We start from the raw sequence: 19897 nt of genomic DNA, 5'->3' as shown, positions 1-19897 counted from the left end.
GATTTCATTCCGTTCTTAAGCTATCAACGGGGCTTTTGATGGCCACTTTTAAAGTTTGATAACTTATTGTTGCTATTGTAATTATAATGATTGCTAAAATAGCAATGGCAAAATACCACCAATGAATCTCTGTTCTATAGGCATATCCTTGGAGCCACTGCGCCATAAAATACCAAGTAATAGGCGTGGCTAATATACCGGCAACAAGTATAAGTCTGAGAAAATCTTGTGACAATAAAGTAAGTATATTTGCCATGTTACTTCCCAGTACTTTTCTAATCCCAATTTCTTTTGTCCGCTGCCCTACAAAAAAGAGAATAAGCCCGTAAAGGCCTAAACAGCCAATAAAAATGGCAAGACCAGAGAAAACCTTTGAAAGAGATAAGTAACGTTGCTCTTGTTCATATTGTTCCGTCACTCTATCTTCTAAAAATCGATATTCGAAAAGATAGCCATCAAAAGTTTCTGACCACTTTTCATCTATTTGAGCTAAGGCCTGTTTCGTATTTTTACTATTTATCTTTAATGCAATCTCGCCATAAGTATCGGCTAAAGGCGCTATAATTACTGGGCTGATACCTTCTGTAAAACTGTTATTATGAAAGTCTTTTATGATACCTACAATAGTTCCACCTATGGTTCCGCCGTTTACAGCAATTTGTTGCCCCAACATGTGTTCTGGAGAAGAAAGACCCAGTTTTTCGGCTAGTCTTTCATTAACTACCACTTCATCAATAGAATCTTTTTTAAAGAAGTTTCTGCCATACGAAAGCTCTAGACCGAAAGTGTTAATGTAATCTACATCAGCAAATTTAGCATTGATACTAAACTCTTCATCTTCTGGTCTTGTACCATATCTAATGTTTGTACCCCAATTATTACTTGATGCACCAGGACTACTGAAACAAGTTGAAACTTCTCTTACACTTGGAATTTGTTTTAACCGTTCTTTGAGACTATAGAGTTGGTCTTCTTCAATATTGCTTGGGATTTCTACCATAACAAGTGACTCTTTGTCAAAACCCAAATCGGAGTTCACAGCATAATCAATTTGCCTTGAGATAATAATTGTTGTTGCAATAAGGACTATGGATATGACAAACTGAGTCACTACCAAAACCTTTCGGGTAGCTACACCACCAGTATCGTTATGCCCCAATTTACCTTTCAGTGCCAATACAGGAACTATTCGACTCATAAGAATTCCAGGGTAACTTCCCGATAAAAAGGAAACTACTACTAATACAAGAGCAATGAAACCTATAAAGTCAGGAGTCCATAAATCATTTATAACTAGTTTAATATTAAAAAGATCATTGAAAGATGGCAAAAACAAAACCGAAAGTACAAAGCCTATGAAGAGCGCAACAAGACTGATAATAAATGTTTCCGATATGAATTGCCAAAATAGATGCTGTTTAAAGCTACCCAGCACTTTTCTAATGCCAATTTCTTTAGATCGGTAGAAAGCCTGTGCAGTAGAGATATTAATAAAATTGATACTGGCAATGACGATAAGGAAAAGGCCAACAATACCAAAAATCCATAGTAGAACAGGGTTTAGTCCGCCGTAATCAGCATTAAAATGGATGTCAGAAAGTGGTTGTAGTTTGTATACATGTTTGTTCTTACTATTTGGCCGATGCCTTTTTGGAAGCTCAATTAAAGCTTTTTCGATATTGGCAATATTCTGATTAGGTCTTAATAAAGCATAACACTGTAAGTTACCAGTAATACCGCCCCAGCTTTCACTGGCCGCAAATCCAGCATTATCACCTAGATTTTCAAAACTGATAAAGAGTTCTCTATCTAGAAAAGTAGACTGAGGCAGGTTTTTCAATACTCCAGTAATTGTTATGGTCTTATCATTCTCTAAAACGAAGTTATTACCAACGACATCAGCTCTACTATACATTTTAATTGCCATATCTTCAGTAAGTACAGCCGTATTGGGGGCTGCAAGGCGTACTTTTTCTCCACCATAAATCAAAGGATAATTAAAGATTTCAAAAAAATCTTCTTCTACAAAAACGACATTCTCTTTTAGCTTATTAAGCTTCCCGTTTTCATTGATATCAAGTATTATATCATTTCGTTGTACAATTTTGGCAACTTTTTCAGAATAGTCATATTCTTCTCTAAATACCTTTGCAAATGCTGGGGGTACGCTTGCATTGTACTCTATATCATCGGTAATTTCTTCCGTATTTATTCTGTAAATGCGGTCTGCATTGGCATGAAAATTATCAAATGACAGGTGATAATTAAGAAATAGAAAAATTAGGATACAACTGCCAAAACCTATCGCTAGACCTAGAACATTAATGGCTGTGAATACTTTTCTTTTTAATAAGTTCCTCCAGGCAATTTTGATATAATTCTTAATCATAATTGATTGTCTTTGATTGATTCTTCTATTCGGTTCTTAGGCTTTTTACAGGATTTACAATAGCAGCTTTTATACTCTGGTAACTTACCGTAATTATGGCGATTGTAATTGCCAAAAGCCCGGCCAATGCCAAAATCCACCAGCTGACTTCTATGCGATATGAAAAATCCTGTAACCATCTATTCATAGCAAACCAACTCAATGGCAAGGATATTAAAACACCTACTCCTACCAGTCTTAAAAAGTCTATGGTAAGTCTATATGAAATTTGACTTACACTAGCCCCCAGTACTTTCCGTACTCCAATTTCTTTAATACGTTTTTGAGCGTTGAACGCGGCCAGTCCAAAAAGTCCAAGACAAGCTATAAAAATTGAAAGTGAAGTAAATATGATGAAAATATCACTTAATCTTTTTTCGTTTTCATAGACCTCATTGAAAGACTCGTCCATAAATTGATAACTAAATGCCAAACTTGGTGATTTTGCTTCCCATAGTTCTTGTATTTGGGAAATGGTGTTTTTAAAACTACCTGATTTAAGTTTCACGATAAGGTTTCCAGTACTTCTTCCTATTTGTAGCGAAAGAGGCCGAACCTCTTGTCGCATGGTCTCAAAATGAAAATTTTTTACTACCCCGATTACCGTGAACTCAGAAATATCTTCTTCTCCTATTCCATTGAAAATACGCTTACCTAAAACCTCTTGCTGGTTAAGGCCTGTAACTTTTAGGGCAGACTCATTAACAATTATTGCAGTAGAATCGGTTGTGATATTTGGGTCAAAAGTCCGTCCAGATAGTAACTCTAAATCTAAGGTTTCCATGTAATCAAAATCAACGAGCCACCCTTGCATGTTTATTGCCGATTCTTGCTCTAATTTATCTTCCAAGAAATAGGAAGAATCACTTCTGTACGATGGAGTAGGAACATAACCGCTAAGAGATGCATTTGAAACTTGAGCTAATTGCATTACTTCTTCCTTAAAAGGATCAGCCTGGTCGTTTAACCTATTCATGTTGTTTACCAACAGGATTTGATCTTTACTATAACCTAAGTCTTTGTTTTGCATATAGCTTATTTGTTTAGACACTACTAAAGTGCCAACAATCAAAAAAACTGAAACGGCAAACTGAAAAACAACCAAGGTCTTTCTAAATTTTGAACCACCTGCACTAGCCTCTCCACTTCCTTTCAATACTTTGACAGGTTTGAATTTTGACATAAAAAAAGCAGGATAACTACCTGAAAAAAGAGCTAAAAGGACGGTAGACAAAATCAGAACCGCCCAAAAAACAGGATTTAGCAGAGGAACATCAATGGATTTATCAGCCAACTGGTTAAAAAATGGTAAGGCAATTATTGATAATAAAATTGCAACCAACATGGCACCAAAAGTTATCAAGCCAGATTCGGTCAAGAACTGTTTTACCAGAGACCCTTTGTTTGAACCAAGTGTCTTTCGGATACCTACTTCTTTAGCTCTTTTTAATGAATAAGCCGTAGATAAGTTCATATAGTTAATGCTGGCCAACAAAATCAGAAAAATTGCGATAAAACCAAGAATGTAAATATTGTCTATGTTCCCATTTCTTCCCATATCTTGCTCCCTATGCGAATACAAATGTAAATCTGTTAATGGAGTGGTGGAATAGTTGACATAGTTGCCCGAGGCAGCAAATTGTTCCATAGTAATTCCTGGGAAAAATTGTTGGGCATAAGGCATTAAATAACGTTCCATCATGCCTTGTAAGGGTTCGGCAATATCACTCGCATCAGTATTTGGTTTTAGTTTGATAAATGTGTTGTAATTATGGCTTCCCCAATTTAAATAGTTATCTACATAGCTTGTCATTGACATAAACACCGAGTAACCTTCCAAAAAAGAGTTTTCAGGTAAATCTTCAATAATTCCAGTAACAGTATAAGTAATGCCTTCATTTAGAATTAGTTTTTGTCCAATAGCGCTTGCAACAGGAAAATGCTTTTCGGCAGCAGTTTTGGTAAGAATTAAAGTATTGGGTTCCGTAAGTGCTTTATCTGGATTTCCAAATATCATGTTTAAACCAAACATTGATACCAAAGTACTATCCACAAAGGCAGTTTTATCTTCCAGAACTAGATTGGTGTTTTCCGTTTTGTTTAAGGAGGATGAGCCCCAAGGCTTAAAACGAACAGTACTTTCAACCTGAGGGATATCATTAAGCACTGCTTCCGCCATTGGACCCGAAACTTGTGACATCTCCCTATCCGGTCCTCCAAATTTCATATCTACATTAATCCTGTGAATTCTTTCGGCCTCGGCAAACATTTTATCATAACTCAACTCATCATATATGTAGAGGCAAATCAAAAGTGTTCCGGCTATTCCAATAGCTAGGCCAAAAGTATTTAAGGCATTTAAAAAGGGTTGTTTTTTAATGCTTCTCCATGCGATTTTAAATTGATTTCTTAACATGACCGTTCATTTTTTGATTGATAATGTTTTTGGTAGTCCTATTTTCATGCCATATTTTAATATGCTGAAAAACAGTTATTTAAAAAACAATTGCAATAATTCTATGTAAAATTTTTAGACAGCATCTGTACAATTAGTTTACAATTTTTAAGGAACTATTATCTAGTAAACCAAAAAAATCCCTCAAGTACCGAACAATCAGTCATCAAGTTTACTCCGTTCGTAAACTTTTCACCGGATTTTGCTTTGCAGCACGTATTGCCTGAAAGCTTACTGTAAGTACCGTAACACCCATAGCTGCTAACATGGCCAAGGCGAAAATCCACCATTTAAGAATTACTCGATATGGGTATTCCTGTAACCAACCATTCATTACATAATAGGCAATTGGCACAGCTATAAAACAGGAAATAACAACTAACTTTAAGAAATCTTTAGAGAGCATGTTCCATACATTAAAAACTGATGCTCCCAATACTTTTCGTACCCCTATCTCTTTAGTTCTTTGCTCCGCCACATAAGATGTAAGACCAAAAAGGCCCAAACAGCTGATCAGGATAGCTAATGCCGTAAATATTCCTGACAAAGTCCCAATACGTTGTTCAGAAGCAAATTTTCTGGCATATTGATCATCTACAAAGTCATATTGAAAAGGAATCGCTGGAAAGTTATCCTTAAATACCCGTTCAATAATTGCTATACTTTGACTAGCACTCTGTTCTGGGTTTAACCTTAAATTGTAATAACTGAAATTGTCGTGTCGGTCGTATACATACCAACCTTGTTTCACAGGTTCGTAAGGCGATTGTGCAATAATATCCTCAACCACACCGATAATTTTCCTATCAGGCCCTGGATCTTCTTCATCAGAATCACGAATTATAGTGCCTACAGGATTTTTCAGCCCCATATATTCTACAGCAGTTTTGTTGATAAGTATTCCTAATGAATCCGAAGCCATATCCCTAGAAAAATCCCTTCCCTGCACTACTTTTAGGTCTAGTGTGTTGGCATATTCCGGCGATACTTCAGTCCAGGCGAAGTCTTCTTGAAAACCTTCGGGCTTTCCTTCCCACGTAAAACCGCTTCTATTAGACCATATTTGGGTTGTTGGACTACTAGATGTTGCCATGGCAATTGCAGCACCAGAATTTATAAATTGTTCCCGCATTAAATCGGTTTTGCCCTCAAAATCTGCAGACCATGTGGGAATCTGTATTAATCCTTCCCTATCGTAGCCTATTGGACGATTTTTGGCATGGTTAATTTGTTGCATGACTATTACCGTACCAATAATAAAAGCCACGGAAACCGTAAACTGTAGCACCACCAATATCTTTCTTGGTAGACCTGCATATTTTCCAGCTTTAAAAGTTCCTTTTAAAACGTCTACAGGTCTAAAAGAAGATAAATATAATGCGGGGTAGCTCCCTGCCAACAAAGCGGTAAAAAGAATAAATACGATTGAAAGTGTCCAAAAAATTGAGCTATTCCATGGAAATACAATTTCTTTTCGAGCTAATTCATTAAAGCCATTAAGGCACAACAACACAACGACAATGGCGATGAAATAGGCAAAAAGAACCACCAAAAAAGATTCGCTCAAAAACTGATAGATCAATTGTCCTTTTTGTGACCCGATAGACTTTCGGATACCAACTTCTTTTGCTCGCTTTTCAGAGCGTGCGGTGCTAAGGTTCATAAAATTTATACAAGCCAATAGCAAAACAAATGCTCCAATGATTCCAAATAGCCACACATATTTGATTCGACCACCAGTTTGTATACCCTGTTCAAAGTTGTTGCGCAGATACCAATCTTCCATTGGAAGCAGAAAAATTTGAGGATTAAACTCTGCAGTATCTTCGTTCAAATCTTTTTTAACATTCCTAATTGTATTGGATACATTTTCCATACTGGTATTCTCCGACAACTGTACAAACATCTGAAAAGAGTTGTTGCCCCAGTTATCCAATGAATTTTGAATCCACTCGCGATTGGCAACATAGTGGTCCCATGGAATGATATAATCCGTATCGTTAAATGTATTATTATAAGGAATATCATTGTAGACAGCGCTGACATTCAAATCATACTGATTACTAATTTTTACCACTTTTCCTACTGGGTCTTCTTCTCCAAACAAGGCATCAGCTGTAGACTTTGAGAGCATAATGGAATTTATTTCGCGCAAGCCATCTTTTTCACCTTTAAGGATTTCAAGATTTAATAACTCTGTGGCCATAGGCTGCATATAGTTGCCAGGCCTAGAAATACTGTTATCCTTGTATTTGATATAACTATCCTGAGTCCATGAGGCCATCATCAAATGCTTAAAGTTATCACCATAACCATCTCGTAAAGCTGGTTCCAAGGGCAAAGGTATTGCCTGTCCAGTTCCCACATTACCATTGAAGGTCTGTGACTGCCATACTTGTGCAATCTTCTCTTTATTGTTGAAGTAGTCGTTATAAGTTAACTCATCATGCATCCATAGCCCAATAATAAGTGTCACAGCCATACCTAAGGCCAAGCCTCCGATATTAATCAAAGAATACCCCTTGTTTTTTAACAAGTTTCTCCAAGCGATTTTTAAATAGTTTTTGAACATGATTTTTCGTTTTTGATTGGTTATTCGGTACGTAAACTTTTTACGGGGTTTACCAATGAAGCCTTTATAGTTTGAAAACTAACGGTTACCAATGCAATTAAAACAATTACAAGAAAAGGCAGTAAGAAATATGACCAGTGCATATCAATTCTAAAAGCATAGCCTTCCAGCCAATTACTAGAAGTAAACCATGCGATAGGAATTGCAATCAAAAAGGCAAATACCAAAAGAATCGCAAATTCCTTGTACAAAAGTTTTAGAATTCCTGGTATGGAGGCACCCAAGACCTTTCGAATCCCAATCTCTTTGGTGCGCTGCAAAGTTGTAAAAGACGCCAATCCAAAAAGTCCTAAACAGGCTACTAAAATTGCCAATCCCGTAAAAAGCCCAAACACTTTTCCAAATCTTTGGTCAGCATTGTATTGTTCATTGAAATGATCGTCCAAAAAGAAATACTCATAAGTATTTCCAGGGAAAAACTTATCCCATTCTTGACCTACCTGAGCCACAGTCTGGGCAATATCCTGCGAACTTTGCTTGATGGCAAAATAACCCCTAACATCTGGAATTAGTCTAAGAACCAAGGGCTCATAAGGAAGTCTTAACGATTCTTGATTGAAGTTTTCAGCGACCCCTACAATCGTGTATTGGTTTCCCCAAAAATCAACTTTCTTACCCAATGCATCTTCAGGATTTTTAAAACCGAGTTGAGAAATACCAGCTCTATTAAAAATCACCGATTCAGGGTCAGTTCCAAATTCTTCAGAAAATGCCCGACCTGCTATCACTTCCAGTCCAAACTGATCCATATAGTCATAATCTACACCGATAACTCTATATTGTTTTCCTTCAGTTTCCTCTTGAGTTGTCAATTTTATCCCTCCAGCATTCCAACCTACTGGTTGTCCTGGAATAGTAGATGCAGCAGCTACACTTTTAATTGAAGGGTATCGTAAAAGGCTTTCTTTAAATGACCTCATCTGGCCCATGTAGGTAGAATCAGTAACTATTGGTGGAACGACTACTAATGTTTTATCAATATCAAGACCGAGGGACTGCTTTCGCATGAATTGTATTTGCTGGTACACAGTTAAAGTACCTATTAATAAAAATAGGGAAGCGGCAAACTGAAAAACAACCAAACCTTTGCGTAACAAAGAGCCTTCCTTGGTACTGACCATCTTACCTTTTAAAACTTCTACCGGTCGAAATCTTGATAGTACAAATGCGGGGTAAGCACCTGAAAGTAATACTCCTAAGAAAAATAATGAAACCAAACCTAGCCAAAAACCACCATCGATAAGAAAGTTAATAGTCAATTCTTGTCCAGAAATATCATTGAAAAATGGGATGCTAATTGCTGTTAGAACCAAGGCAATGAGCAATGCCAATCCATTAAAAAGAAATGATTCAATGAAAAATTGAACTATCAGTTGTTTTCTTTGAGATCCCAAAGTCTTTCTAATTCCTACTTCTTTTGCTCTACTGATGGCCCTAGCGGTGGCAAGGTTTATGTAATTCACCCATGCAATGACCACTATAAAAAATGCAATCCCTAACAATAGGTATACAGTTTTGCCATCACCATTTGTTCCTGGTTCCATCATATAGTTGGAATAGAGGTGAATATCTGTTAGTGGAATCAAAGTATAGACCGCATTGGAGTTGGACGCTTTCAATTCTTCTCCAGCTTGTTCTTCTACAACAGAAACAAACTTGTTCTCTACAACGGAAGGGGCAACACCCTTCTTCAATTTAAAATAAGTCAAACAGCCGTCAGAAAACCACCAAGTATCGGAATCCGCATCTGGATCTTGGTCATTTTCAGCCAAGATTCTTTCCCTAAAGGTGGTATAGGATAATAATATGTTGGGTTTAAGCTGAGTGTTCGTGGGCATATCTTTAAAGACACCCGTTATCCGATAACGGCTATTGCCATTGAATTCAATCGTTTTGCCAATGATATCTGTAGTGCCATATGTTTTTAGCGCTGTAGATTCAGAAAGTACGGCAGTTCTGTTCTCTTCTAAAACGGTTCCCTTGTCTCCTGAAAGCAATGGGTATGAGAAAATTTCAAAAAATGCCCCACTTGAATAGAATACGTCTTCGATTTTTAAAGTTTCATCCCCGTTATCAACGATTACTTGACCTGCATCAACTAATTTAACGTATTCTTCTATTTCGGGGATGGCTTCACTAAATTGTGTCCCTGCGGCAAAAGCACCTGCAGCCCATTCCGTTGTCAAGACACCATCATTGTATCGGTCTTGCTTTACGCGATAAACCAAATCTTTGTTTTCGTGAAAATCCTCATAACTGGTTTCAAAGGCCACATATTGCAAAATCAACAAGCATGCTGTTATTCCAATAGCTAACCCGCCAATATTTATAAACGAATAAACCTTGTTTTTAAGGAGGTTTCGCCAAGCGATTTTCAAATAATTCTTGAACATGACTTATATTTTTTGAATGGTGGCCTCACCTATTATTATTCCTTTGTCAATTTCTGGAGAACCTTCATAAGCAATAGTAGCTTCTCCATACGCAGTAACTTTTAGTCTATCGGAAATTTTTAATCGATAACTCCCTTCGCCATAAGCAGTAACCTTTGCCCTTTTGGTTTGGACTTCTAGGCTATTTATTGTAGTCTCTCCATAAGCAGTGATTTTTTGATAGTTTAATTTCCCTTTTTTCAGTTCAAGATAGCTTTCACCATATATAGTGGTATGCAGATTTTCCAAATCAACTTCATTAAGGTATACTTGTGACTCACCATAAAGTTTTAGTCTGAAGTCTTTTCCGCTTAAAGGGCTTTCGCAAATAAATTTTTGTTCCCCTCTTAAAGAAAGCTCCCTAAGACTCTTATATGTTACTGTTGCTTTTATAACAGTTCCTTTATAAATATCCTGTTTACCTTTCCATGTATCATTTTTAACCTTTTCTTGTTTGGTAACCATTTTGGCATCATCAAGATAAATACGAAGTGTTTTTCCAATCACCTCAATATTTAATTTTTCTATAGGTTCAGTACTACTATTTACAATAACTGTCTCCGAGTCTCCTTCAACAAAATTTACTGAGATGTGCGGACTAACTATAACCTTATCGAAGTGATTAGTTTCGTAAGTTTTTACTTGTGCAAAAGACCACTCTGATACAAACCATGTAAGCAGTATAGTAAATATTGTTTTGGCTAATTTTGTTTGAATGAGTTTCATGACTGTTCATTTTTTGATTTGTTGATAACTTCTGAATTGATTGTCCCGGAAACAAGTTCGGGGAGATGAATAAACTCCTACACCATAGCACCAATTGCCCTGTTCTGACTCTCTGTTACTATTTGACCATCAAATAGGTTTACGACTCTGTGTGCATAATGCGAATCTCTGTCTGAATGAGTCACCATAACTATGGTTGTACCTTCTTGGTTCAACTCTGTCAACAAGTTCATTACCTCGATTCCGTTTTTGGAATCCAGGTTACCTGTTGGCTCATCTGCCAATATTAATTTTGGATTGGTTACCACTGCTCGTGAAATGGCCACACGTTGCTGTTGACCACCTGATAACTGTTGCGGAAAATGCTTTTCCCTATGTGCAATCTTCATGCGTTCCAAAACAGCCATGACCTTTTCTTTACGCTCGCTTTTGCCCATTTTTAAATAAATGAGCGGTAGCTCTACGTTTTCATATACTGTAAGCTCATCAATGAGATTAAAACTTTGGAAAACGAAACCTAAGTTTCCTTTTCGAAGCTGGGTACGTTGGCTTTCTTTAAGTCCGCCAACTTCATTTCCTGCAAAATTGTAGCTTCCTTCTGTTGGGTTGTCCAACATTCCAATAATATTAAGCAATGTGGATTTTCCACATCCTGAAGGTCCCATGATGGCAACGAACTCTCCGTCCTCTACATGTAGATTAACATTATTAAGTGCTAATGTTTCTACCTCTTCTGTTCTAAAGCTCTTTTTTAAATTCTTGATTGTTATCATTTCTATTCGATTATTTCAGTTAGTATAAAGACAATTATTTTCCGCCTTTTGTGACGATTTTCTATTTTATTTTAAAACTATTCTTTCCGCTTCGCCAAAAGAGTCATAGTTACTTGTTATCACTTCTTCTCCAGCATCTAAACCTTCCAAAACCTCATAATACCTTGAGTTTTGCTTTCCAACACGGATGGGTCGCCTTAAGGCCTCATCACCACCAGGAGCAACAACAAAAATCCACTGTCCTCCAGTACTTGTAAAGAAGCTTCCTTTTGGCAATAACAGGGCATCACTAGATTCGCCCAATTGTAATTTGATATTATAACTTTGGCCTGTTCTAATAGTTTCCGGTTTAGCATCTGTAAAAACCAAGTCTACTCTAAATCTTCCGTTCCTTACTTCAGGATATACCTTGCGCAATCGTAATGGATACTCCGTGCCATTACGTTCCAACACAGCGACTAAATCCCTTTTGACCCTATCAATATAATGTTCATCAATATCTGCTTCAATCTTATAATCGGTCAACACGTTAACCTGTCCAATACGTTGTCCTTGAGTGATATTCTGCCCTATCTCTGCATCTAAAAATCCAAGCTGTCCGTCGGCTGGAGCTCGTACATTTAGGTGGTCCAATCTTTGATACACCATCCCCAATGTTTTCTGCATTCTAGATAAATCTGCATCCAATCCGGTAAGCGAAGTTTTTCTTAGCTCATCATCAGTCTCTGTTTGGGCTTTCAAAATTTCGTACTGTTTTTTGGACAGTTCGTAGTTTTCCTTTGATAATTGATATTCTTCCCTTGAAATCAATTCTTCTTTAAACAAAGCTTCGTTCTGCTCAAAATTTCGCTTCAATCGCTGTAAATCTGTGGTTGCTGTAGCTAAAGAACGGCGACCTTCTACTTGACGAGAATCAAAATTTAATCTTGTGGAACGCAAATCATTCTGTTTTAAGGCCAAATCACTTTCACTATTGAGAATCTGTTCGTAAAGGTTGATATTTTCAAGCTTAAGAATAATATCCCCTTTTTTTACGGTAGCTCCTTCTTCTATCAATTTTTCAGTTACCCTCCCACCTTCATAAGCATCCATGTATATTGTAGAAATTGGAGCAACATTACCGTTAATTGTGATATAGTCATCAAACTTTCCTTGAGAAATTTGCGCAATGGAAAGTTTGTCTTTCTCTGTTCTAAATGTAGAGACCGAAGGAGAAAGCAATTGATAACCAACAAATAACAATAAAGCTCCAAGAGCTATGTAGCCAAAATGTTTTGGTTTTAATCCTTTTTTCTTTTCTATTTTAATATCCATGCTATGATTTTCTATTCTAGTTTATATTAAACACTGGAAGTCCTTTGTAAAAATCCAGTGTTGTAGTGTTGACCAGTAATCGTAACTGTGCCTGTAAATTTTGGTTTTGTGCAGTAGCAAAAAGTGTTTTTGCTTGACCGAGTTCTATCGTGTTTATCATGCCTCTTTCATAACGCTTCTGAGCAATGTTAAAGGCAAGTTCTTGCAATCTCATTCTCTTTTGCGTTTGTTCAGTCTCTGCGCCAAGAGCATCATGCTCTTGTACTAATTGTTGAACGATTTGATAAAGTTCTTGCTCTGTGACTTTAGCATTATTTTTAGCACGTTCTAAGGCTATTTTCTGTTGCTTAATCCTAGAACGATTTGCCCAACCATTGAAAATAGGCACATTTAATGTGGCCCCAACATATTCAAAGGTATTATTGCGGAATTGTTCTCTGAAGGGAACTGTTTCGCTTGTAATAGAATCCCTGATCGTTTCAAAATAGCCAGTACCTACACCTCCTCCTATAGTAAGTGAAGGAAGTAATCCGCCACGAGTTACCCCTAACTGTTTTTTGGCGGCCTTTATACGGTATTCTTGAGCCTTAATAGAGGGTATAAAATCTTTGGCCTTTACAAAAATGGAATCGGTAGCCACCATTTCTGATGACTCCTTTTTTTCTGGGGAAATCGATTCTGTTATTATGGATATATCACTTTCACCCTCAACATTCATAGCTTGAAGCAGTGTAAGTTTTGCCGCTTTCAATTGGTTTTTATTTTGTGTAAGCGTTAATTTATCGGTCAACAATAGCGATTCCGCCTCATAAAGGTCTGCTCTAGCCATAAGGCCCAACTCTATTTGTTTTTTAACAAGGTCGTAATTGGTTTGGGAGATAGTGACCTGCTCTTCCGAAATGACAATAAGTCCCTCTATGAATTGAATATCATAATAAGCTGACATCACCCGAAAAGCCAATAGATATTTTTGTTGTTGACTTTCTTCTTTAGTCGCTTTATGTAAAAACTTTGAAACTTTAATGGCATTTATTTTTTGAAATCCTTGAAATAAATCAAAAGAGGCATCTAAAGAATAATTATTCGAAAAAATATCAGTATTTACAATACTGTTATCCTCTGGATTTATTTGACGCCCATAACGAATAAAATAATTTGCAAAGCCATTTACAGTGGGCAGTAAATTTCTTATGGATTGCCTGTAGGTTTCTCTATTTGATTCTGTAGTATATTGGAAATCTTTCAATTGCAGATTATGCTCCAAAGCATAGGAAACGCATTCGTCCAAAGACCATTTTTGTTGGGCCAGTGCATTGGAGCTAATCGCACAAATGAGAAGGATGGTTATTTTAATTCTTGCTATCATAAAAAACTAATGTGCCAAACTATATACTATTCTTATGCCAATATTTTAATTAATTGATAGTCAATTAATTAAATTGTAAGTAGATATTGAGCTATAAGATTCGTGTAAAATTATTATACAGATATTGTCAAAATATTTTACACTTTAAAATAAAACTAAAATTCATATTGTAGTTTTAACTTAGCTTTTTTAGCAAAAAGACTATGACAGACGCAAAAATCTTAGTAATAGATGATAACAAGAGTGTATTGAGCGCTTTAGAAATTCTATTGCAGTTTGAATATAAAACTGTGGAAACTATTTCTAACCCTAATCAAATCTCATCTAAAGATTTAAAAGAAGTTGATATCATCCTTTTGGACATGAATTTTTCTGCCGGAGTCAATACAGGTAATGAGGGTCTTTTTTGGTTAAGGGAGATTAAAAAGAAGGCAGCTCATACGTCTGTAATTATGATGACAGCCTACGGAGCGGTAGACTTAGCAGTACAAGCGCTAAAAGAAGGCGCTTCGGATTTTATATTGAAACCATGGAACAACGATAAGCTTTTAGCTACCGTAAAAGCAGCTTTTGAGCTTAGAAAATCGAAACAGGAGATACATCAACTAAAGAAGAAAGAGAGCAATTTAAAGCAAGTCATTAACGAAGACAAAAATTATATTATAGGTAATTCCAAGGCCTTAAATACAGTTTTGAGCCTTACCAGAAAAGTTGCAAAAACTGATGTCAATGTTCTAATTACTGGAGAAAATGGTACGGGAAAAGAACTAATAGCTAGAGAACTCCACAAAACTTCCAAAAGAAAAGGTGAAGTTTTTATAGCAGTAGATATGGGTTCCATTTCAGAGAATCTTTTGGAAAGTGAATTGTTCGGCCATGTTAAAGGTTCTTTCACAGATGCCAAAGAAAATAGAACTGGAAAATTTGAAGCTGCACATAAAGGCACACTGTTCTTAGATGAAATAGGAAATCTATCCCTACAGGCACAGGCAAAGTTACTTTCTGCAATTCAGAATAAATCCATTGTTAGAGTGGGATCGAACAAAACTATTCCGGTGGATATTAGGTTGATATGTGCAACCAACTGCAACTTGGAACAAATGGTAAACGATGGACTATTTAGAGAGGATTTGCTATACCGAATCAATACGATTTCTGTTGAAGTTCCTGCGTTAAGAGATAGGGATGAAGACATTCTAATCTTAGCAGATTTTTACTTAAAGCGTTTTGGCAATAAGTATGACAAACCTGCACTTCGCATAAACAATTCTGCACAAGATAAATTAATGGCATATGGCTGGCCAGGAAACGTACGGGAATTATTGCACACTATAGAACGTGCTGTGATACTTAGCGAAGGAGCAGTATTAAAAGCAGAGGATTTTCTTCTAAACAATAAATCTTCCACAGCTTTAACAAACAGTCCAACCACGCTAGAGGAAATGGAAAAACAAATGATTCTAAAAGCCTTAGATGAAAATGATGGGAACTATAGCGCTGCAGCCGACCAATTAGGAGTGTCAAGGCAAACTTTGTACAACAAGTTAAAGAAGATAAATAATGGCTAGTAGAAATTTTTATTTTCAGCTTATTTTCAGGGTACTCTTTATTACCCTTACCTCAATCTTTTTAGCTGTAGCCGTTGTAAAAGAATGGTACTTTTCGTTAGCAATGGCCGCCCTAATATGCATACAAACCTATTCCCTAATAAGCTTTATTAATAGTACCAATCGTAAGATAGCCTATTTTTTTGATGCAATCAGAAATGAAGATTTCACACTGCGTTTCCCAGAAAGGGTCTCTATAAAATCATTCAAAGAGTTGAACCAAAGCTTGAATAGGGTAAATGGTTTAATACAAGAGGTACATCTACAGTTGCAGGTTCGAGAGCAATATTATCAAGAGATTTTAAAGCAAGCCAGTATCGGTATCTTAACTTTTAATGACAAAGGACATATACTTTATTCCAACCCAACTTTAGAGAAATTATTAAACTATGCTCCTTTGAACCATATTAAACAACTGGCGAAGATTGATGAAAAATTATATGCCATTTTCAAAAATTTTCAGCCTTTTGAACGCAAGATGGTTCAGCTCACCAACGAACGAGAACAAATACAACTTGCATTAAAGTCTACACCAATTACGTTGGATGGTCAATCGCTTTTATTAGTGGTGGTGCAGGATATCCATAAAGAACTGGATGAAAAGGAAACAGATTCATGGATTAGATTAATTCGCGTATTGACCCATGAAATCATGAACACCATTACACCAATAACCTCTATTTCTGAATCGATTTTAAAATACTATAAGACACCCGATGGCCTGGTTAAATCCGAACAATTGGATGAAAATAAATTGAGCAGTACGGCTAAAGGTATAGAAGTAATAAAAAACCAAGGGAATGATCTAATGGAATTTGTACAATCCTATAGAAGTTTATTAAGTGTTCCAAAGCCCGATAGAGAACTGGTTAGTGCAAAGAAACTATTTGAAAAAGCCCAAGTATTAATGCAATTAGATCCTAGTGCTGGAACTGAAATAACCTGGCACTATGAACCTGAAGATTTAGAACTGTTTATAGATGAAAAACAACTCACTCAAGTTTTGATTAATCTAGTCAAAAATGGTCTACAGTCTATAGAAAATACAAAAGGTGGGAAACTTAAAATTAGTGCCTACGTTGATATTAAAGGAAATAAAAATATAGAAGTTAAAGACAATGGCCCAGGAATACCAACCGATATTCTAGAAGACATCTTTATTCCATTTTTTACGACCAAAGAAAAAGGAACTGGAATTGGATTAAGTTTATCCAAACAGATTATGCACTTGCATGGCGGCAATTTAAAAGTATTTTCAAAACCTAATGTGGAGACCTCATTTGTACTTTCTTTTAATGCCAAAACAACTTAAAAATTAAGCACTCATTGAAATCCCCTGCTTAGTAAGTGTTCCAACGTTTTTGAAAAGATTTCCTTGAATTTTTTGAAAAAGTAATGCAGATTTGATGGGTTTTGTCATAAAATCATTCACATCCAAGCCCAAAATTCGTTCTTTTGATTCACTGGTACAATCCGCAGTAATCACCACTATAGGAATATTACTTTGGCAGGGCGCATTACCGCTCCTTATCATTTCTGTAGCTTCAAAACCATCCATGATCGGCATTTGTAAATCCATTAGAATTAAATCAAAAGTGTTCTTTCCTAAAATTCTAATTGCTTCTTCTCCATGATTGGCAATTGTCAATGAAACATTCTTCCATTTTTTGACCAAGAGTTTAATCACTTCTTGGTTCATCTTATTGTCTTCTACCAATAATATACTGGCATTATTTAAATCGAATGAAGCAGAATTTAATTCCTTAGAAGTTTCCATTTCAATGTGTTTCTTATTCTCTTTAAGATTTAAAGAAACTTTACACGTAACCCCATTTAAAGTAGTATTATTTTTTATTGAAATAGTTCCATTGTGGAGTTCCACATACTTCTTAGCCACAAATAAACCTAGACCTAGACCGCTAAACTTTCTATTATCAACAAATGATTTTTTAGTAAAAGACTCATACATGGTACTCATCTTTTCTTCAGAAATACCAATACCTGTGTCAGCTATCAAAAATTCCAATACAAAACCAGCATCTTTCTTTTGGTTATATCTTACTTTAAAATCTACCTGTCCAGAAGTAGTGAACTTAATTGCATTATCCAACAAATTATTCATTATTTGGGCAATTTTAGACTTGTCGCCTACTATTTCTTTGGGAAGATTCTCAGCTATTTTATAGTTGAATTCTAAATTTTTTGCTGCTGCTTTTTTTGCATTGATTTTTGCAACTCTAGATACTAAATCTTCTAAATTAAAATTGTTTTCTTTCAGCTCTTGCTCTCCTTTTTCAATTACGGTAAAATCCAAAATATCATCTATATAACCCAACAGGTTTTCAGATGAATTCATGATATGTCTATACTTTTCATTTAAATTTCCATCCCCATTATCGTTCTGTAAAGATGAAGTCATTCCCATAATAAGATTTAAAGGCGTTCTAAGTTCATGGCTTATATTGGATAACAACGATGATTTTATCTGGTTCATGTCTTCCGAACGTTGTAAGGCCAATAATTGATTTTTTTCATTCTCCATTCTTAAATTTCGAATCCTATTGCTCATGGATATAGACAGAAAAATTATTTCCAATCCAATTCCAAACTTTGCCCCATTATCTGTTAAGAATGAGTTTTCCACTAAGTTGAAATTATTAAGAATAAACACGATAAACCCAAGCACTAAGAAAGAGATTCCAATCATAAACCAGCCATCTACAGGCACTCTTTTTACTTTTAAAAATCCTATTGAAGCTATCATTTGTGCTATTACCAACATTCCTAAAACATTAGCAATAGGATATAGCACCTTTAGGGCATTAGGTAAACAAACAAGTAAAGCTAAAGATGCCAACAAAAGAATATTGAACAGATTATTGGTGATGAGCAAAAATTTGCCGTGGGATGCGATAGCTAGAAATTGTTTCCCGTATTTATTAAAGAAAGTCAATGAAAGTAGTGCCGCAATCAAAACAGACCTATCTGAAAGCCAACCTCCTTGTGGAGTTATATATTGATGGAAAAAACCATCCAAGGTAAATTGTAAAGTAGCAATAAAAAAGGCATAAAGCCCATAGTAAATAAATGCCCTATCATTCAAGGCAAAATAGAAAAACAAATAAATAATAAATGCTAGGATCAGTATTCCATAGAAAAAGCCATAAAATACTTGTTCTTTATAGGTCAGGTATAAAAAAGTATCTTTCTCATACAATCTTAAAGGCAGCATCAAAACCTCTCCATCACTTTTTAAATGAATAAATGCCTCAACCTTTTCATTGGCTCCCAAATTGATATTGAAAATTGATTTTCTATGGAGCACTGTTTTTTCGCCAAACGGAATTTTATCACCACTATATTGATTGCTTACTTGTCCATTAGCTCTTACCAAATATAGATTTGCAATATCTGTAATTGGCCTCCCAGTTTCTAAATAGTAGTTCTTAGCCTGGGGAGCTGAATTCTCAAGATTAAATTTTATCCAGTAGTTACCATCCGTAAACCCAAGATTTTCTTTTATTTCCAGTAAGGGAACAAAAGGGAGTTCTTTTGACTTTTTATTGATGGTTTCAAAATCATATTCTTGCGTACCCGCACTTAAAATACTGGCATTTGAACGAATAGAAATAGATTCTTTAAAATTGACCTTATCATGGCTTTGGGCCTCAATGCTATAGGGAACCAAAAAGATAATAGCACATATGTAGCCGCAAATTACCTTTAAATAGGTAAATAAATATTGCATAAAGTAGGTTTTAATCAATACCACCTTTGGGAAATGGCATTTTTTTGTATAGACAAACTATTGTTTGTCTGGAATTACATAACAAATAAAACTCACAATTACTAAACTCGACTCATTTGTAAGGTATTATGTACAAATAATCGATATTATGCATGTTCTTAAGAGTCTGCAGATTTGATTTCTCGAAACTAAAAAGACCTCACAAGAATTTGTGAGGTCTTTGCTGTACTCGAGGTGGGAATCGAACCCACACTCCAAAGGAACTGGATTTTGAATCCAGCGTATTTGATGGTAAATTTAGCTAAATATACTTATAATCAACTGATTAATAAATATTTAATATTAATTGATTTCATTTAATATGATTTAAAATCAATAAATGTTGTACCTATGTTGTACCAAAATTGATTATCTTT

11 protein-coding genes are annotated in these 19897 nt (G+C 35.7%); 2 read left to right on the top strand and 9 right to left on the bottom strand.

Annotation, left to right across the window (positions count from 1 at the left end; all coding sequences use genetic code 11):
- Window positions 1–4 precede the first annotated feature (4 nt).
- The 8 genes from AACP56_RS14010 to AACP56_RS13975 all read right to left on the bottom strand — a co-directional run bounded on the left by AACP56_RS14010 (window position 5) and on the right by AACP56_RS13975 (window position 14126).
- Window positions 5–2389, bottom strand: a complete 2385-nt coding sequence (locus AACP56_RS14010; protein WP_339337529.1) for an ABC transporter permease — start codon at window positions 2387–2389, stop codon at window positions 5–7.
- Between the two features lie 25 nt (window positions 2390–2414).
- Window positions 2415–4844 carry an ABC transporter permease gene (locus tag AACP56_RS14005; RefSeq protein ID WP_339337530.1) on the bottom strand — a complete coding sequence of 810 codons (2430 nt, stop codon included), beginning with the start codon at window positions 4842–4844 and terminating at the stop codon, window positions 2415–2417.
- Between the two features lie 211 nt (window positions 4845–5055).
- Entirely contained in the window at window positions 5056–7455 is a 2400-nt protein-coding gene (locus tag AACP56_RS14000) for an ABC transporter permease (protein ID WP_339337531.1), read from the bottom strand.
- Window positions 7456–7475: 20 nt separating this feature from the next.
- Window positions 7476–9908, bottom strand: a complete 2433-nt coding sequence (locus AACP56_RS13995) for an ABC transporter permease (RefSeq protein WP_339337532.1) — start codon at window positions 9906–9908, stop codon at window positions 7476–7478.
- Window positions 9909–9911: 3 nt separating this feature from the next.
- On the bottom strand, window positions 9912–10673 hold the full coding sequence (locus tag AACP56_RS13990; RefSeq protein ID WP_339337533.1) for a head GIN domain-containing protein: 762 nt from the start codon (window positions 10671–10673) through the stop codon (window positions 9912–9914).
- 77 nt (window positions 10674–10750) lie between these two features.
- Complete coding sequence (locus AACP56_RS13985) at window positions 10751–11446, bottom strand: ABC transporter ATP-binding protein (RefSeq protein ID WP_339337534.1); 696 nt, start codon at window positions 11444–11446, stop codon at window positions 10751–10753.
- A gap of 66 nt (window positions 11447–11512) precedes the next feature.
- Window positions 11513–12760, bottom strand: coding sequence for an efflux RND transporter periplasmic adaptor subunit (locus AACP56_RS13980; protein ID WP_339337535.1), 1248 nt, complete (start codon window positions 12758–12760; stop codon window positions 11513–11515).
- A gap of 16 nt (window positions 12761–12776) precedes the next feature.
- A complete protein-coding gene (locus AACP56_RS13975) occupies window positions 12777–14126 on the bottom strand; it encodes a TolC family protein (RefSeq protein WP_339337536.1) in 1350 nt (449 codons plus the stop codon).
- Between the two features lie 203 nt (window positions 14127–14329).
- On the opposite strand from AACP56_RS13975, the gene AACP56_RS13970 reads away from it, so the two are divergent.
- On the top strand, window positions 14330–15694 hold the full coding sequence (locus AACP56_RS13970) for a sigma-54-dependent transcriptional regulator (protein ID WP_339337537.1): 1365 nt from the start codon (window positions 14330–14332) through the stop codon (window positions 15692–15694).
- Window positions 15687–17045: a sensor histidine kinase gene (locus AACP56_RS13965; RefSeq protein ID WP_339337538.1), complete on the top strand. Its 1359-nt coding sequence runs from the start codon at window positions 15687–15689 to the stop codon at window positions 17043–17045. Before AACP56_RS13970 ends, AACP56_RS13965 begins: the two co-directional genes overlap by 8 nt.
- A 3-nt stretch (window positions 17046–17048) precedes the next feature.
- Here AACP56_RS13965 and AACP56_RS13960 read toward each other — a convergent pair whose 3' ends face one another.
- Window positions 17049–19481 carry a hybrid sensor histidine kinase/response regulator gene (locus AACP56_RS13960; RefSeq protein ID WP_339337539.1) on the bottom strand — a complete coding sequence of 811 codons (2433 nt, stop codon included), beginning with the start codon at window positions 19479–19481 and terminating at the stop codon, window positions 17049–17051.
- Window positions 19482–19897: the final 416 nt, after the last annotated feature.

It is taken from the genome of Croceitalea sp. MTPC6 (assembly GCF_036985525.1).
In the GTDB taxonomy this organism is placed as follows: domain Bacteria; phylum Bacteroidota; class Bacteroidia; order Flavobacteriales; family Flavobacteriaceae; genus Croceitalea.
The sequence above is the reverse complement of the archived record's forward strand: the minus strand, read 5'-3'. Positions and strand labels throughout refer to the sequence as shown.

What these genes read in the sequence shown, in the direction of transcription:
- AACP56_RS14010 (WP_339337529.1), bottom strand. Translation starts at nt 2,389, where the DNA reads ATGATTAAGAATTATATCAAAATTGCCTGGAGGAACTTATTAAAAAGA.
- AACP56_RS14005 (WP_339337530.1), bottom strand. Translation starts at nt 4,844, where the DNA reads ATGTTAAGAAATCAATTTAAAATCGCATGGAGAAGCATTAAAAAACAA.
- AACP56_RS14000 (WP_339337531.1), bottom strand. Translation starts at nt 7,455, where the DNA reads ATGTTCAAAAACTATTTAAAAATCGCTTGGAGAAACTTGTTAAAAAAC.
- AACP56_RS13995 (WP_339337532.1), bottom strand. Translation starts at nt 9,908, where the DNA reads ATGTTCAAGAATTATTTGAAAATCGCTTGGCGAAACCTCCTTAAAAAC.
- AACP56_RS13990 (WP_339337533.1), bottom strand. Translation starts at nt 10,673, where the DNA reads ATGAAACTCATTCAAACAAAATTAGCCAAAACAATATTTACTATACTG.
- AACP56_RS13985 (WP_339337534.1), bottom strand. Translation starts at nt 11,446, where the DNA reads ATGATAACAATCAAGAATTTAAAAAAGAGCTTTAGAACAGAAGAGGTA.
- AACP56_RS13980 (WP_339337535.1), bottom strand. Translation starts at nt 12,760, where the DNA reads ATGGATATTAAAATAGAAAAGAAAAAAGGATTAAAACCAAAACATTTT.
- AACP56_RS13975 (WP_339337536.1), bottom strand. Translation starts at nt 14,126, where the DNA reads ATGATAGCAAGAATTAAAATAACCATCCTTCTCATTTGTGCGATTAGC.
- AACP56_RS13970 (WP_339337537.1), top strand. Translation starts at nt 14,330, where the DNA reads ATGACAGACGCAAAAATCTTAGTAATAGATGATAACAAGAGTGTATTG.
- AACP56_RS13965 (WP_339337538.1), top strand. Translation starts at nt 15,687, where the DNA reads ATGGCTAGTAGAAATTTTTATTTTCAGCTTATTTTCAGGGTACTCTTT.
- AACP56_RS13960 (WP_339337539.1), bottom strand. Translation starts at nt 19,481, where the DNA reads ATGCAATATTTATTTACCTATTTAAAGGTAATTTGCGGCTACATATGT.